This window comes from Fructobacillus parabroussonetiae, from assembly GCF_018437265.1.
In the GTDB taxonomy this organism is placed as follows: Bacteria; Bacillota; Bacilli; order Lactobacillales; family Lactobacillaceae; genus Fructobacillus; species Fructobacillus parabroussonetiae.
Genome location: NZ_JAAMFL010000001.1, coordinates 1 through 16,758 on the forward strand (window position 1 = coordinate 1; position 16,758 = coordinate 16,758).

The 16,758-nt window shown below is 45.4% G+C and carries 15 protein-coding genes; 8 read left to right on the forward strand and 7 right to left on the reverse strand.

Translation table 11 applies throughout. The features are described from left to right. The first annotated feature begins 248 nt into the window (after window positions 1-248). The gene (locus G6R30_RS00005) at window positions 249-995 is read left to right on the forward strand and encodes a LytR/AlgR family response regulator transcription factor (protein WP_213820242.1); all 747 of its coding nucleotides are present in this window, start codon (window positions 249-251) and stop codon (window positions 993-995) included. A 44-nt stretch (window positions 996-1,039) separates the two neighbouring features. On the opposite strand, the gene gyrA is transcribed toward G6R30_RS00005, so the two are convergent. From gyrA to dnaA, 6 genes are all read right to left on the reverse strand, one after another. Further along, window positions 1,040-3,520 (reverse strand): DNA gyrase subunit A, encoded by a 2,481-nt coding sequence (gyrA, locus tag G6R30_RS00010; protein WP_213820244.1) that lies wholly within the window; start codon window positions 3,518-3,520, stop codon window positions 1,040-1,042. 25 nt (window positions 3,521-3,545) lie between these two features. Continuing rightward, complete coding sequence (gene gyrB, locus G6R30_RS00015) at window positions 3,546-5,540, reverse strand: DNA topoisomerase (ATP-hydrolyzing) subunit B (RefSeq protein ID WP_213820246.1); 1,995 nt, start codon at window positions 5,538-5,540, stop codon at window positions 3,546-3,548. A gap of 17 nt (window positions 5,541-5,557) precedes the next feature. Continuing rightward, the gene (gene recF, locus G6R30_RS00020) at window positions 5,558-6,679 is read right to left on the reverse strand and encodes a DNA replication/repair protein RecF (protein ID WP_213820248.1); all 1,122 of its coding nucleotides are present in this window, start codon (window positions 6,677-6,679) and stop codon (window positions 5,558-5,560) included. Then, a complete protein-coding gene (gene yaaA, locus G6R30_RS00025; protein ID WP_213820250.1) occupies window positions 6,670-7,041 on the reverse strand; it encodes a S4 domain-containing protein YaaA in 372 nt (123 codons plus the stop codon). The genes recF and yaaA overlap by 10 nt, the downstream gene beginning before the upstream one ends. 173 nt (window positions 7,042-7,214) lie before the next feature. Then, a complete protein-coding gene (gene dnaN, locus G6R30_RS00030; RefSeq protein ID WP_213820252.1) occupies window positions 7,215-8,348 on the reverse strand; it encodes a DNA polymerase III subunit beta in 1,134 nt (377 codons plus the stop codon). Window positions 8,349-8,528: 180 nt separating this feature from the next. Further along, complete coding sequence (gene dnaA / locus G6R30_RS00035) at window positions 8,529-9,914, reverse strand: chromosomal replication initiator protein DnaA (protein ID WP_213820254.1); 1,386 nt, start codon at window positions 9,912-9,914, stop codon at window positions 8,529-8,531. Between the two features lie 494 nt (window positions 9,915-10,408). Here dnaA and rpmH point away from each other — a divergent pair, with 494 nt between their 5' ends. From rpmH to G6R30_RS00070, 7 genes are all read left to right on the forward strand, one after another. Continuing rightward, the gene (gene rpmH, locus G6R30_RS00040) at window positions 10,409-10,549 is read left to right on the forward strand and encodes a 50S ribosomal protein L34 (protein ID WP_213793221.1); all 141 of its coding nucleotides are present in this window, start codon (window positions 10,409-10,411) and stop codon (window positions 10,547-10,549) included. Between the two features lie 84 nt (window positions 10,550-10,633). Then, a complete protein-coding gene (rnpA, locus tag G6R30_RS00045) occupies window positions 10,634-10,993 on the forward strand; it encodes a ribonuclease P protein component (protein WP_213820256.1) in 360 nt (119 codons plus the stop codon). Beyond that, window positions 10,980-11,819 carry a membrane protein insertase YidC gene (locus tag G6R30_RS00050; RefSeq protein ID WP_213820258.1) on the forward strand — a complete coding sequence of 280 codons (840 nt, stop codon included), beginning with the start codon at window positions 10,980-10,982 and terminating at the stop codon, window positions 11,817-11,819. The genes rnpA and G6R30_RS00050 overlap by 14 nt, the downstream gene beginning before the upstream one ends. A 39-nt stretch (window positions 11,820-11,858) precedes the next feature. Further along, the gene (locus tag G6R30_RS00055) at window positions 11,859-12,782 is read left to right on the forward strand and encodes a magnesium transporter CorA family protein (RefSeq protein ID WP_213820260.1); all 924 of its coding nucleotides are present in this window, start codon (window positions 11,859-11,861) and stop codon (window positions 12,780-12,782) included. 115 nt (window positions 12,783-12,897) lie between these two features. Then, window positions 12,898-13,407: an MscL family protein gene (locus G6R30_RS00060; protein WP_213820261.1), complete on the forward strand. Its 510-nt coding sequence runs from the start codon at window positions 12,898-12,900 to the stop codon at window positions 13,405-13,407. 3 nt (window positions 13,408-13,410) lie between these two features. Next, on the forward strand, window positions 13,411-13,581 hold the full coding sequence (locus tag G6R30_RS00065; protein ID WP_213820263.1) for a hypothetical protein: 171 nt from the start codon (window positions 13,411-13,413) through the stop codon (window positions 13,579-13,581). Window positions 13,582-13,702: 121 nt separating this feature from the next. After that, a complete protein-coding gene (locus G6R30_RS00070; protein WP_213820265.1) occupies window positions 13,703-14,596 on the forward strand; it encodes an alpha/beta hydrolase in 894 nt (297 codons plus the stop codon). 18 nt (window positions 14,597-14,614) lie between these two features. On the opposite strand, the gene G6R30_RS00075 is transcribed toward G6R30_RS00070, so the two are convergent. Continuing rightward, entirely contained in the window at window positions 14,615-16,504 is a 1,890-nt protein-coding gene (locus tag G6R30_RS00075; RefSeq protein ID WP_213820267.1) for an FAD/NAD(P)-binding protein, read from the reverse strand. Between the last annotated feature and the right edge of the window lie 254 nt (window positions 16,505-16,758).

A 16,758-nucleotide genomic window follows, 5' to 3' on the forward strand; every position in this document is an offset into this window, starting at 1 on the left:
CAGTCCCTCGCAAGGAACAATAATTAGTATACTGACTTTGCAGGGGCAGGTCAATGGTTTTTTTGCTTTTTTTATTGGACTTTTTGATTTATTTTCTTTAATCCTTTTTTATTATACTTTTTACTTTATTTTATTTAATATTTTTATTATTTTTCTCTATTTATTGATTTTTTTAAATAATTATCCACTTTTCGACCATTTCTTTCGTATAATGTAGGTAGTTTATTTCGTTTGAAAGGAGCTCGCCTATGCCTTGCTACATTCTGTCGGACAATGGCAATGCCCGTCGTCTATTAAAGAAAGTTTTGAATCAACCAATCTTTTTTGAAACACCTTCCGCCCTCCTTCATGCCCTTGGCCGAGTGAAGAAAGGACAGGTTGTTCTTTTGGATTCTGCCATTCGCGGTTACGAGTCAGCTGGTTTGCAGACGGCACAATTGATTCGTCAACAAGATCCCGATGCTCAGCTCATCATGATGTCAGATAACGCGGCGATGGCCGCACGTTGCTTTGAGGCCCAAGTCGGCCTGATCGACTTTATTATCAAACAGGATTTTAACGCTCGTTTCTTTGATCGGCTTTTACGTGCGATTTCAAAGGCGAATTCAAATCTTCGCCGAATTCTCAATTTACGTCCAGTGCCGATTCGTCTGCCAGATGGTCGGAGCACTCGACTCTTTGATTTAACACGAATCGTTTATTTCACAACGGACAGTGGCAGCCATCATCTGATCATCCACGAAGTCGACCATCAATCGCGCATTCGTGCCTCGATGCGTGATTTAGCTGCCTACCACCAAAATCTATACCGCGTTCATTCTTCTTACGTGATCAACATTGCCTACCTCCATCTCTATCAGCCAAGTAAACATTCTCTGACAATGGTGACTGGCCATCAGATTCCAGTTTCGCGTCACTATGCTGGAGCACTTCGACAGGCACTACGCTGGCCGACTAACAAACAAGGGCTAGCAGAACCGGTTAATATTCACTAAAAAAGTCGTTGGGACAATGTCCCAACGACTTTTACTTTGATCGTTTATTCTTCTGTTGTTTCGTCAGAAGCCGTTTCATTTTCTTCGGCTTCCATTGGTTCCAACTTAGTAAATGTTGCAACCTTCGCATCATCTTCTAGGCGAATCAAACGAACACCCTGCGTTGAACGACCCGTGTTCGAAACATCGGCGATGGCAAAGCGAATCATCACACCATAGTTTGTTGTCACCATGATGTCTTCGTCACCATCCACCGTGACCATGCCGGCCAACGGTCCGTTCTTTTCAGTGATTGTCGCGGTCTTGATACCCTTACCGCCACGACCCTTCACTGGGTATTCACTCGCTGCGGTCTGCTTTCCGTATCCCTTTTCGGTGATGACCAAAACGTTTTGATCATTCATCAAGATGTCAGCTCCGACCACTTCATCACCTTCACGGAGGTTGATACCACGAACACCTGCTGCAGCACGTCCCATCAAACGAACGGCTTCTTCAGCAAAGGTGACGGAATAACCATTATGTGTGGCAATAATAATGTTTTGCTGACCATCCGTTTCCAAAACCTTCAAGATTTCATCGTCTTCACGAAGTGTCAACGCCTTTAATCCTGAAGTTCGAATGTTGGCAAAGTCTTGCACCTTCGTTCGCTTGACCACACCCTTACGTGTGACAAAGAATAGGTTATCTTCACTCTCCGCCGGGTTTCCGTGAACCGTCAAGAGACTCTGGATGCCTTCATCCTGATCAAAGTTCAACAGGTTAATCACCGGAATTCCCTTGGCCGAACGACCGTACTCAGGGATTTCATACCCCTTCATCCGGTAAACCTTCCCCTTATTTGTAAAGAAGAAGAGTGAGTCGTGCGTCGACAAGTTGGCTAATTGCGCAACAAAGTCTTCATCGTTCAAGTTCATCCCTTGCACACCACGACCACCGCGGTTTTGCGCTTTGAATTCAGAAGCAGCAACGCGCTTAATGTATCCATTGTGCGTTAACGTGACGATAACGTCTTCTTCTTCAATCAAATCTTCGTCTTCGATGCTTGTCACATCACCGACCTGCAATTCGGTACGACGAGCATCACCAAAACGGTTTTGAATTTCAAGCAATTCATCATAAATCACTTGATCAATTCGTTCTTGGTGAGCCAAAATATCCTTCAAATCGGCAATCAAGGCGATTAATTTCTGATACTCGTCTTCGATCTTGTCACGTTCCAGTCCGGTTAAGCGAACCAAACGCATATCCAAAATCGCTTGTGACTGCTTGTCTGATAAGTCGTAACCGTCGATCAAACGGCCCTTCGCTTCGTCTGACGTCTTCGAAGAACGAATAATATGAATAATTTCATCAATGTGATCAAGGGCAATTCGCAACCCTTCCAAGATGTGCGCGCGGGCTTCCGCCTTCTTTAAGTCGAACTGTGTTCGACGACGCACAACGGAACGTTGGTGCTCTAAGTAAGCTTCCAAGATTTCTTTCAAGGAAAGAGTCTTTGGCGCTCCGTGGCTAATGGCCAACATGTTGAATGAAAAACCAGTCTGCAAAAGCGTTTGCTTGTAAAGGTTATTCAAGATCACGGAAGCCGAAGCATCCCGTCGAACATCAATGGAAATCCGCAGACCATCACGATCTGATTCATCACGAATTGCCGTAATCCCATCGATTTTCTTGTCACGAACCAATTCGGAAATACGTTCGATCAGGCGCGCCTTGTTAACGGCGTAGGGCAGTTCGGTCACAATAATCTGTTCGCGACCTGTCTTTGTTTGTTCGATATCGACTTTGGCACGAACGGTAATCGTTCCACGACCCGTTTCGTAAGCCTTTCGAATACCGGCCTTTCCCATGACGATACCACCGGTAGGAAAGTCAGGACCAGGCAATGCTTCCATCAAATCAGCCGTCGTGGCTTCCGGATTCCCCATCAAAATGTGGAGGGCCGAAATCACTTCGCCCAAGTTGTGGGTTGGGATGTTGGTCGTCATTCCGACCGCGATTCCCGTTGCACCGTTGACCAGAAGGTTTGGAATACGAGCCGGCAAAACTTCCGGTTCACGTTCTTCACCATCGTAGTTCGGTACAAAGTCAACCGTATCCTTATTGAGGTCACGAACCATTTCCATGGCGACTTTGGACAAACGGGCCTCGGTATAACGCATGGCGGCAGCGGAATCACCGTCGACCGAACCAAAGTTTCCGTGTCCATCCGCTAGCATGTAACGGTAAGAAAAGTCCTGTGCCATTCGGACCATTGATTCATAGATGGCAGAATCACCGTGGGGGTGATACTTACCCATTACGTCACCAACAATACGGGCAGACTTCTTGTGGGGTTTATCAGGAGTGTTTCCCTGTTCAATCATCGAATACAAAATTCGACGGTGAACGGGCTTCATTCCATCACGCACATCGGGCAGTGCACGAGCAACGATAACAGACATCGCATAAGACAAGAAGGATGTCTTCATCTGCTCCGATAGGTGGGTGTTTTTAATACGACTATCTTGTTCTTCTGGCATTTCTTACTCCGAATCAAGCAGTAGCTTAAATATCAAGATCTTGGACATAGACCGCGTTATCTTCGATAAATTGACGGCGTGGTGGTACATCACCACCCATTAACATATCGATAACAGAATCCGCTTCTTCCGCATCGGCAGGATCAACCCGCAGCAAGCGACGGTTGGCAGGATCCATGGTCGTGTCGGCCAACTGATCGTAATCCATTTCACCAAGACCCTTATAACGCTGAACCTTTGGTTTAGCGTTCGATGGCAGCTGTGCCAAGTAATCGGTCAATTCCTCATCGGAATCCAAATAGGTCATGTTCTTCGAATTTCCGAGGGAAACACCGTAAAGAGGCGGCTGGGCAATGTAAATATAGCCAGCATCGACCATTGGGCGCATGTAGCGATAAAAGAGCGTCAGCAACAGTGTCCGAATGTGGGCACCGTCAACATCGGCATCGGTCATGATGATGATTTTGTGATAGTTTGCCTTGGAAACGTCAAAGTCTTTTCCAAAGCCGGCACCAAGCGCCGTAAAGAGGGAACGGATTTCTTCGTTCGCCAAAACACGGTCAAGCGAGGCTTTTCCAACGTTCAAAATTTTTCCACGAATTGGCAAAATCGCCTGTGTCAAACGGTTACGCCCTTGCTTTGCAGAACCACCGGCCGAGTCACCCTCGACAATGAAAAGTTCTGAAATTTCAGGTTCCTTTGACGTATTATCAGCCAACTTACCCGGCAGGTTGGAAATTTCCAAACCGGACTGCTTCCGCGTCATCTCACGGGCACGCTTGGCGGACAAACGGGCCTTTTGCGCAAGTGATCCTTTTTCAACGATTTGCTTGGCAACCGTTGGGTTTTCCATCATAAAGCGGGCAAAGGTTTCAGAGAACATCCGGTCAACCGCTTGACGGGCGTCGGAGTTTCCTAATTTCGTCTTTGTCTGGCCCTCGAACTGTGGGTCGGGGTGCTTAATGGAAACGATGGCCGTCATTCCTTCACGGACATCTTCACCGGTCAAGGAATCACCGTTTTCTTTGATCATGTTCTTCTTACGAGCATAATCGTTAATCACACGAGTCAAAGCGGTTTTAAAGCCGGTTTCGTGCGTTCCACCTTCATAGGTGTTGATGTTGTTCGTGAAGGTCTTCAAGTTTTCCTTCACTTCCGTGGTGTATTGCAAGGCCACTTCAACAACAATGCCGTTTTCTTCGCCTTCCACGTAAACCGGTTGGTCAAAGAGAACTTGTTTGCCTTCATCCAAATAGGAAACGTATTCTTTAATTCCACCTTCAAAATGGAAAGATTCGGACAAAGGTTCATCCGGACGCTTATCCGTAATTGAAATTCGCAAGCCCTTGTTCAAAAAGGCCAATTCACGAACACGAGACAAGAGTGTTTGGTAATTATAAACCGTGGTTTCTTGGAAAATATCAGGATCTGGCTTGAAGTGGACAATCGTTCCACGTTCAATTGGGAGATCGCCGGACTTTTTCGTCATGGCCGTTTTAACACGACCCGTTTCAAAGTCCATGTAATAAAGCTGTCCGTCACGGACAACCTGCACATCCAAATTCGTCGAAAGGGCATTCACGACAGAGGCCCCAACACCGTGGAGACCACCGGAAACCTTATAACCGCCGCCACCGAACTTTCCACCGGCGTGCAAGATGGTAAAGACCGTTTCAAGTGCGGGCTTGCCAGTCTTTGTTTGAATATCAACCGGGATTCCACGCCCATCATCGGTCACCGTAATGGAATTATCTTTTTCAATCGTCACGGTGATGTGTGAGGCAAAACCTGCGAGGGCTTCATCAATTCCGTTATCGACAATTTCCCAAACCAAGTGGTGGAGGCCCTGTGCCGTCGTTGTTCCAATGTACATTCCAGGGCGCTTACGGACGGCTTCCAAACCTTCCAAAACCTGGATCTGATCAGCATTATAAGCGTCAGCATCGGTGGTCATTTTACTTGCGTTTTCGATATCTTCAGCCGAAACCGCTTCGATTGCTTTGTTTTCTTCTTCAGCCATGATTCTCCTCTTGCCTCCTAGTGCTGTTCTTCCTCAATGGTTCCGTCTTTGACCAAAAAAACTTTTGGCTCTTTGATCAATGACCGAGCGACTTCGGAAAGGGAGGGTGCGGTAATAAAGGTTTGTACTTTGTTTTCAATGGTCATCAGTAGATGGGTCTGCCTGGAGGCATCCAGCTCTGATAGCACATCATCTAGTAATAGGACCGGGTATTCCCCGGTTTCTTGGTGCATCAGGTCAATTTCACCAAGTTTCAAAGCGAGGGCCGCCGTTCGTTGCTGCCCCTGTGACCCAAAGTTCGACACGTCAACACCATTGACCTCAATGACAAAGTCATCCCGGTGTGGCCCGACCAAAGTCGTTCCCTGCTTTTTTTCACGGTCGGCCTGCTTTTTAAAAACAGCGTCCAGCGCCTGCTTGACCGTTTCTAAGTCGGTCAACTGAGACCGGTCAACCGCGGTCTTGTAAGACAGGACCAGCGCTTCTTTTTGATTCGCCACTTCGCCATGAATCCGGGCGGCAGCCTGCCCAAGCTCCGTCAAAAACCGCTTTTTTAAGAGCATTAACTTGGCAGCTAATTCAATTAGTTGCGCCGTTAAAACATCCAAAAATACCTGATCTTTCTTGCCCCCGAAGGACCAAGCCTTTAAATAGGCATTACGATCTTTGAGAACTTTTTTGTATTGAGTCGATAACTGAAGGTAGGTTCGGTTCATCTGGCCGAACTCAATATCAATAAATCGACGTCGTACAGCGGGCGGGCCCTTGACCAAGTCGAGGTCCTCTGGGGCGAAGAGGATGACGTTTAACTGACCAATATAGGTTGATAAACGAGACTGGTCGAGGTGATTGACCCGCGCTTGCTTCCCTTTATTCGACCATGACAATGAAAGGTGAAGTTTCCCAAAGCGATTTTCAACCATTCCGGCAATTCGAGCCTGATCTTGTCCCCACTGGACTAAGTCTCGATCGACCTTTGTTCGGTGCGAACGGGCAAGGGCCAAAGCGTAAATACTTTCAAGCAAGTTCGTCTTTCCCTGGGCATTTTGTCCTAAAAAGACGTTAACACCTGATTGAAACTTTAGGTCAGCCTGATCATAATTGCGAAAATGGTTGAGCTTAAGCTCTTTTAGCTCCACGAAGCGGGACCAGTTGGGCGATTTTTCGAAGTCTTTTTCTGCCCCGACTTCTTTTTAGTCTGTCCAGTTTTTTTAGCTGGCTTTTTGTTTTGCTGGAAACGGGCGAGGATGGCGGCCTTTTCAGCCCGTTCTTTCATCTCTTCATCCGATTCCTCTGCAATTTCAAAAACTTGCCCAGCCGTTTTAATCTGATCACCAGGATACAGCTTCTTGCCCCGGCGGTTTTCAGGTTCACCATTCAAATAAACCTCCGCTTCTGCTAGATAGGCTTTTGCCTGTCCACCAGAAGGGATGATGTTTTCAATTTTCAGCAATTGCTGAAGGGTGATGTACTCTGTTGTAATCGCCAAGCGCTCGGCCATATTTTTCCCCTAATTTCTTACAGACTTACCTTGTTATTATACCATACTTATCCTTATTTACCCCTAGGAGGCTTTTTTAGCTCATTTTGTTCTTTTTGGGGACTTTCTCCTCTTTTAGTAAAAATTTGTCAATTGCTTTATAGCACAAAAAAAGACCCTTTCAGGTCTTTTTCTTAAAATGTTCGAACAGGCGTGACCAGCTGAAGTTGCTTATTATCCGTTTCACCTTCAGGAATGATGATAAATGGTCGTAAGTTTGTCGTGAACTTCAGTTCAACCGTCTTTCCTTGTAGAACACGGAGGGCGTCACGGACATAATCAGGGTTAAAGGAAATTTCCAAGTCGTCGCCACTAATTTTGTCAGCCGAAAGTGCTTCCTTGACCTGACCAACTTCTTGGGAGTTTCCAGACAGTTCCGCCTGCTGATCCTTAATGGTCAACAAAACCACGTTATTTCGTGATTCGTGAGACAAAAGTGAGGCACGGTCAATGGCACCGGACAAAACACCAGCATCGATTTCAATTTCCGTGTTGGCTTCGGATGGAATCAGCCGGTCCGTTTCAGGATAGTTTCCTTCAAGGAGGCGTGAGTAGAAGGTCGTATTACCAAAGGTAAAGACTGCCTGGTTAGCAGAGAGCTTAACCTCGACGACGTTTTGCCCTTCCAAAAGCGATTGTAATTCGTTAAAGGCCTTGGCTGGAATGATCACGGAAGCCTCATCAACACTTTCCGCACCAACTAGGGTAATAATTCGTTGTGACAAACGGTGGGAATCTGTCGTGACGGCTTTGATTTGATTACCAGACAGGGACAAGTGGATACCCGTTAAGATTGGCCGACTCTCTTGAGTAGAAGCAGAAATCTTCGTTTGGGCAATCAATTCGATTAGCTGTGCTGCGGATAGCTTTAAGGACTTCGTTTCGTTTAGTTCTGGTAATTTTGGATAGGCCGAACTTGGTTGGCCATTAATTTTAAAGGAGGCGGAACCAGAAGTAATTAAGGCTTGTAGCCCCTCAATTGACAAAGTCATGTTTGCTGCTGGCAAATGCTTGACGATGTTAATGAAAAAAGTTGCTGGTAAAGTAATCCCACCAGTTGATTCAATTGTTAATTCATTAGCGGTATCAGCCGCTGTCAAAGTCATTTGAATCGAGATGTCAGCATTTGATCCGGTTAGGACTAATTGATCATCTTGAAGGTCCAATTTTAAGTTGGTCAAAATTGGAATCGTCGTTTTCGATGAAATTGCTCGAGAGACATCGTTTAGGGCTTTGATAAAAGCTTGTCGATTAATCGTAAATTTCATAGCACATGGCCTCCTTTGTGGCAGGTGCAGTTAATAAATAAATAGAGTAATAAATAACTAGTAATAGTAATAAGGGCTGCGGATTCCGGGGATTAGCGAAGAAGGCCCGGAATGGTCGCCTTTTGCCTGTGGATAAGTCCGTGTAAAAGTGCTGCTCAAACGAGCAAGTTATCCACAGCCTTATTGGCCGTTTCGTATGTCTTCGGCCAAGGCTTGGATCATTTCCTTCATGCGTGCCTCTTTTTCGACTTGCTCTTCGATTTTGGTAAAGGCGTGTGAAATGGAAGAGTGATCACGATCACCAAAGGCGTGGCCAATTTGCGGCAAGGACATGTCGGTCATCGTTCGCGTGAGGTAGATGGCAACGTGTCTTGCCATGACCAAGTCTGATTGGCGGCGACTTGACTTCATGTCATCAACCGTCTGCATGTAGTAGGCGGCAACGACCTGTTGAATACGATCAACCGTTACCACCGTTTTTTTGTTGGCGTTGATCTCATCCAGAATGCTTTTAGCGGTTTCAATGGTTGCTGGTTTGTTCATGAAGCGAATCTTTGCTTCGAACTTGTGAAAGGCACCTTCCAATGTTCGAACGTTGTCGTCGACGGATTCACCAATTAATTGAAGAACGTCGTTTGGAATGTCCAAATCATTTTGGTCCTGAAGATTTCTTAGAATGGCCACTCGGGTTTGGACATCGGGCTTTTGAATGTCCGATGTAATCCCTTGTTCAAAGCGGGACTTCAGTCGGTCTTGCAAATCGGGAATATCGTTTGGATAACGATCCGAGGTCATGACAATCTGTTTGTTGGCTTTTGTTAAGGCATTGAAGGTATTAAAGAACTCTTCTTGCACTTGTGGTTTGCCGGCCCAGAACTGGATATCGTCGACAAGTAACATGTCGAGCGAACGGTAGGTCTTTTTGAAGAGGGCGGTGGCATTGGTATCGCCACCCTTACGAAGCGAGTTCGTAAAATCGTTTAGGAAGTCTTCGGCAGTTGCGTACTTAATCCGCGCGTTGGGATTGTCTTTGGCGTACTTGTTTCCGATGGCTTGCATTAAGTGGGTCTTACCAAGTCCGACACCACCGTAGATGAGGTAGGGGTTATAGACTTTTCCAGGACCTTCGGCCACTGCTTGGGCAATGGCCCGTGCATTTTCGTTACCTGAACCAATAACGAAATGGTCAAAGGTAAAGTCGGGGTTTAACCCGGCATCTTGTGAGAAGGGAATGTGTTGTTCACTTTCTTCTAAAGGTTTTGCAGCCGATGTTGCTGGGCTTTCTTGCAAGTTGTTACTGTCATCGGTCTTTTGGAATTCTGGTCGAATGAACTTACCAGTTTCTTTGTTAGCGTACTCAACAAATTTCATGGCAATTTCCGTGTTCCACTGATCGATAATCTTATCTGCAAATTCGCCTGGTACCTTTAAAATGAAACGGTTACTTTCAATACCAACGGGGGTCAGGGGATCGACGAAGGAGCCGAAGCTAATGGCGCCAAGGTCCTGGTAGAGTGAAAAACTGACTTTGTCCCATAATTCGGTTGAGTTGAGGTTGTCAGACATGAAAATCTCCAAAAATGTGATATGAGGAAGGGTTGTTTCGTTAAAAATAGTATAGCAAAAAAAAGAGACCAAGCCTAGTTTTCCACAGAAATGAAAAGAAAAGGAAAGAAATCCCCAGAAGTGGGTAAAAAAAGAGGGCTTTGTGGATAGAAAAGGGAACAAAAATTCGGTTTATCCACAAATCCCAAGACTTTTCCACAGGAAGAATGGCGACTTTATCCACTTTCTTCTCCTTATCAACGTTTTCCACAGAAAAACATCCACAGCCTGTGGATATGTGGATAAGTTGTGTAAAAGAGCGGGATAACGCGATTTTTTCCGCCCCTTATGCAAGCCCTTTGGATTGAACTTGCATAAGTCCGTGGATAAGTTTTTTCCTTTATATAGGATTTCTTTTTGAACTTCGCTTGCTTTGCTTGTCAGGCTGGGCCATCCATGGTATGATTAATCTCGAATTGCAAAGAAATTTGCAGACAAATAGTTAATGGAGGTAAATCCTAATGAAGCGTACATTCCAACCAAAGAAGCGTCATCGCGCACGCGTACACGGTTTCCGTAAGCGTATGTTAACGAGCAACGGTCGTAAGGTTTTGGCTCGCCGCCGCGCGAAGGGCCGCAAGGTATTATCTGCCTAAACAGGTCGCTGCTTGCAGTGGCCTTTTTATTTTCATTGATTCATGCAGGACTTCCTGCGTACATAAGAATTTAGGTGGAAACTTATGCGTAAGTCATTTCGGATTAAAAAGCCAGAAGAATTCCAACAAGTCTTTGATCACCACCAATCCGTGGCAAATAAGTACTTTGTTGTTTACCGTTTGAAAAAAGAAAACCAAAAACATTTCCGTCTCGGCTTATCCGTTGGGAAAAAAATTGGGAAGGCCCACGACCGGGTGCACGTCAAACGGCGAATTCGGCAGTCAATGCTTGAGCTAAAACCGTTACTTGATCAACAAAGCGATATTCTTGTGATTGCACGGCCAAGTGTTGCTGGCGAATCGCAGGCCTTTATCAAAAAACAACTCACCCATGTTTTGGGATTAGCAAAACTACTGAAGGATGAATCACATGGCAAAGATTAACAAATGGGTTAAAACAATTGGCTGGTTGCCACTACTCTTAGCGGGACTGGCAATCGTCGGAATTATTGCAGCTGATCTGTCGTACGATGGGCACGTTCCTGGCACTGGTCTTTGGGGCGGCTTTGTTGCTTTCTTTATTCGATCGATTCTTGGTGTTTCTTCCTGGTTTTCGGCATCTTATGGGATGGGAATCGTTCTCTTTACGATTTTCATCCGTTTCTTTATTCTGCCATTGATGGTTTACCAAATGGACTCCATGAAGAAGATGCAGGTTTTGCAACCGCAGTTAAAAGTCCTTCAGGAAAAGTACGCTGGTCGCGACACTGAGACGCGCACGCTCCTTGCACAAGAGCAACAGGCTCTTTATAAGGAACACGGCGTTTCACCTTTTGCATCCATGTTACCTTTGCTCGTGCAGATGCCTGTCTTGATTGCCCTCTACCAGGGAATTCATAACTCATCTGTCTTGCGTTCGGGTTCATTTCTTTGGTTGAACCTTGGGAACCAGGATCCATATTTTGTTTTGCCAGTTTTGGCTGCCTTGTTTACCTTTGGGTCTTCTTGGTTGTCGACACAGGCCAACCCACAACAAAACGCCATGACGAAGATTCTTCCCTTCGTCTTTCCATTCATTATCTTCTTTACTTCTTTGGCTGTGCCTTCCGCCGTTTCGCTTTATTGGGTAGTTGGTAACCTTTTCCAGATGATTCAAACTTTCTTCTTGCAAAATCCTTTCAAGTTGAAAAAGGAAAGAGAAGCCGCGCGTGAAAAGGAGAAGGCCCGTGCACGTAAGTTGCGTAAGGCAACCCGTTCAAAGAAGCGTTAAGGGCGACTTTTCTTGATATTTTAAAAGGGGTGGGGCACCATGATTGAAATGTTAAAAGAAAACCCCAACTTCCGTTGGTACCATGTGACGAACATGTCTGAAGATTACCGTGAGCAACTACTGCAAAAGCATGGCTTAACGGAGCAAATGTTGGGCTATGCGACGGATCATAACGAATCGGTTCGGATGGAATTTGATCCGGATGCGGACGAGGCGTTGATTATTTTGGACATCATTTCTGCCGAACCCGAACCCGTGCTCACTCGTCCAATTGGCATTGTTTTGGTCCATGGTGATTTATACACCTTTGCGCACCGGCCAACCGATTATATGAAAAAAGAGATGCTGTCGGGTAAAATCGATGGGCATCGGCCGGATGACGAGCATCTGTCTGTTTTCGAATTTCTGATTACTGGTATCTATCCATTGATGACCATGTACGGAGAAGAAATTACGGAAATCAACCGTCAGCGGCGTGCCATTCAGGCCCAGTTTGGTAATCGAAAGCAGTTGACCAAGCAAACCAACGATTTGCTCCATCTACAAATTCAAATGATTTATCTCCAAAACTCGCTGGCCAACAACTTGATTATGCTGGATCAGATTCGGCGCTCTTATCAGAGTCACGTGTCAGAAGATGATCTTGATCTGTTGGATGCCGTTCGCGTTGAGGTTGAGCAGGCTCGTGATATGGCGGGGTTGGCCATGGAAGTGATTAACGCTGTGACCAAGGCCACTGGGACGCTTGGAAACCGCGACTTGAACTGGACGATGAAAGTCTTGACCGTTTATTCGATCGTCTTTACGATACCAACTGTGGTATCGGGCTTCTATGGTGAAAACGTCGATTACCTGCCCTTTGCCAACCATGCATCCGGCTGGTGGGTGACGATCATTATTATGATTTTACTGATGGTGGCGGCTACTTATGCCTTCCATCGTTACGGTTTTTTGAAAAAATAAGGACAGTCTGCTTCGGCGGGCTTTTTTATTTGAAAGTCTTGGCCTCAGGCTTTTTAAAGTGTGTCATCTGACGTATAATAGTCATGAACGTAATATTAGAATCAATGGAGGCATTATGCGATTTAGAGCTCGACAAAGCGAAGAGTTCCAGGAACAAAAGGAACGCTTCCTTAAAAAGTCATCGGAGGGAATGATTTCCTTTCGCCGTTTTCTTTTTGCGCCGAACTTGCTGACTTTTGTGATTTCTGTTGTGGTTGGTAACGCCTTTGGCTCGTCAGTGAAGGAATTGGTTAGTACACTTTTCCATTTCTTTTCGGCCATTTGGCGTTGGCTCGTCCAGCCCAGTCATCCGATTAACTTTACCAGTACCTGGAATGCGTTATCGGATTTCTTAACTTCAGCGTTAACACTTTTAGCCATCGCCCTGGCGGTCTTTTACTTTATTGAGTTTATCAATAACTGGTTAATTGGATCGGAACAGGAAAAATGGGGTTATGATGAACCCCATCAAGATGCGCTCGACATGCAGGCACTTCAAAAGCAAAACAATGCGTTAGTGAAAAAAAACATTGCCTTGCAAGAAGAAATGATTCAGTTGTTAAAGAATGGAAAAGAAGGGAAGTAACTGATGAAAGTCACGACGGTATATACTGCGATCGCAGCACTTGTTTTATTATTTATTTCAATCGCCTCATGGGTGTTCAAGGCGGAAGATGTTGCTTTGGTCGCTGCAAACCTGGCAACGATTATGTTGTTGGTCGTTTATCTCTTTGATAATCGGAAGAATGGAAAAGATTAAGCAATCCTTAAGAAGGTTGTTAATTACTTAAGCTAAACCGTCGGTTTAGCTTTTTCTTTAAAAATGTTTCACGTGAAACACTAGTGCGCTTTGTTTCACGTGAAACAAAAAGGAACACAAAATGCTATTTAAAGACCAAAAAGTCACTTTTGCCGGTGTTTTCGTCCTAGAAAGTGTTGGGAAAATCCTTAAAGACCGCCCGTATGGGCCGAGAAACTTCGAAAAGTACGATCTCTACTTTCCTAAGAAACAGACTGATAAAATGCCCATCTTACTTGATTTACAGGGTGGGGGACTCGTGCGCGGACGAAAGTCATCGGAAAAGTTGAGCCCGATGCTGCGGTTGACCGAGCAAGGAATTGCCATCACAACAATGAATTATTGTCTGATTTCTGAAAAAGACTATGCCTTTCCAAAACAGGTCGCAGAAGTCCGTGCGGTGCTCATTGATTTAAAAAAGCATGCGCAAGAGTGGGGACTTGATTTAAATCGTATTTATTTAACGGGTGAGTCGTCTGGTGCGCAATTGGCAGTCCTAACCGCTGCCACCGTTTCTGCTGGCGTTAAGCTTGGCTATGCTGACGGGTTGGAGGATGACGTCGGTCAAGTGCCGACGATCCAAAAGGTCATCGCCTCTTATGGTCCATATGAGTTTGACCAGTTTAAAGAAGAATTTCAGCAAGCAGGGATTCAACCGAAATACAAAGAGTCGGGCGAGCCTAATTCATTTGAAGGCTTAGCGTTGGGTGGTCATCAAGTGACAGAAAATCCAATTGGTGTTAGTCAGGGGAACCCCGCAAACTACTTCACCAAAGAAATGCCAGCACTTTTTGCAATGGCAGGGACAGCAGACCAAGTCGTGCCATTTCAACAGAGTGTTGAAATGGTCAAGCGTTATGAAGCCCTGACTGGTAAGCAAGCAAAAACCTACTGGCTAACAGGCGGTCATCATGGCATCGCAGACTTTGATAATGAACAGGTCGATCAAATGAAAATCGCCTTTCTCAAGGCATAAAAAAAGGACTGAAATTTTTCAGTCCTTTTTTGTTAGGAGACGATGAATATGTGGATGCCGTGCTAAGAGAGCGTTCACCAAACGTTTCGACTCTTCAAAAATCAATGTATTGACATAGGGACGCGGAATTTCTGTGTTAAACCAGCGCTCACCTTCAAGTGGAATACCAGAAACAAAGAACCCGTTGACAGGATCATTATGATTATCGAGAACCGTTAAGGTATCTAAGTCGACTTTGATCGTGTTTGGCAGAAGAGGGGTACCGTCCGCTTTATGCAAACGATCATTGGATCGAATCAACCCTTGTTTTGCAAGCGATCGAATTAATGGCGATCTAGCGATTGTGAAATCGATTTCAGATAGACGGGCCTCAATCAGCACGTTTCCCTCAAAGTGTTCCTTATACCGGTCGGTTGCAACAAATTTTCCGTGACCAAAACCAGTCTTAAAGTCAGGTCCTGCGATATGAACAATGCCGGCCTCCATCAAAGCATAGAGCTGCTGCATCCGAACAAGTGGAGGGCCAGCCGATAACTGGTTATCAAAGGCCCGGAAGGTTGTAAGCATCTGTTCATAGCCAGACGTGTAGAAGTAATTCTCGTTGTAGAGAGTTCGGATGGTATCGCGCATGTCGCGCAAAAGGTAGTAAGCACCGGTTAATGGCGACCAATCATTTCCGAGTTGGGCAGAAAGAATATCATCATGAATATGTTTTTTGATATTTTTATTAAATTCTTCATCCGTTTGCCAGCTAAAGGCTGGAAAGACAAGCTCATCCCAATCGAGGTCAGTATCGAGTTGCAGATGGTATTTCTGATTAATCGTTGACCAGTTGGACGGATCCAAGAGGAAATGCATAATCTCTGCTTTGGAGACATTGCTTGGCAATGCGAGCTGCTGGACCTGATTATACAGGTACTTATAGGTCAGCTCTTCCTTTAAAATCCGCATAAAGACATCGTAAGGAATCTTACCAAGGTTATCGTTGGCCTCTGCCTTTAAGCGATCAAGGGTAAAGAAATGGGGTTGGTAAACCTGTGAGGCTTCTTTTTGATTGGCTCCCTTGGTTCGCGGTGGCAAGCCATTAAATGCACCGGCTACGATGGCCGGCTCATGGCCGGAAGGGCGGTAAGAGAGTGATCCGTCGTTGTTTGTGACGAAACTGCCGCCTTTTCCACCAGTCAACGATAATAAGACATCGAAGAAGGAAAGGCCTAAGCCTTCAATCAGCACCGTATCCTTCTCGCTAATCTTTGAAAAGTCGTTTTCGGCAGGGTGCGAAGCTGGATAGTAGGCATAGTGATGCTTTTTGGCAAAGTCAGCCAGGGCCCGCTGTTTTTCATTCAAACGATTATCAAGATGGCCAGGCGCCAAAACAACGCGATCATATTTACCTTCAAAGCCGTACCGCCCCGTCAAGCTAAAGCGACGGGGGCCTTTCTTCATGTCCGTAATCTCGGTTTGGTGAAAGCGAATCGTGATATTTTTTGGACATGCGGATTGCAATTCTCCAAAATACCAAGCGGCATAGACACCAAAAAGGCCACGAGAGGCAAAGGTGTTGGATGAAATCAGCGTTAACACTTCATCGCGATAGGCTTTTGGGTATTCTGGATGGTCATCCAGGTAGTCAAAGGCAACGGTCTGAGCCCAGGTTAAGAGACTGGGGCGGGCAATTGGCACCTCGTGATCAAGTAATTGGTAGTCGTCAAACAAGGTGACTTGGTTGGCGAAAGAATTCATTAAATAGGCGTGGTTATTTTTGAGGTAAGGGTCCCAAACACGACCACCGATGGGGCTGGGATCGAAAAGGTCGATTTCATAAGTTGCTTTTGTGTTAACGGTAAAAAGTAACCGTCCAAGAATGGCTAGATTACGTGGTCCAGCACCGATCAGTGCAATTTTCATCGTGATTGGCTCCTGCTATTCAAACAAAAACGCCAACAAAGAATGTTAGCAAGGCGAATCAAACAAATACCATACCCTGTAATTTTGTATCCGAAAAATGTTAAGTACTACCTATATTGTAAGGAAAAACATGTTCTATGTCAAAAATTACAAAATAGACCAATTAAAGTCGCGAGAACGCTGGAGAGGCTTTATGCTATAATGTAGCTATCATTGTTGCAGAGCGAAAAGGCACTGGTAAAAAGAGAGCTGAC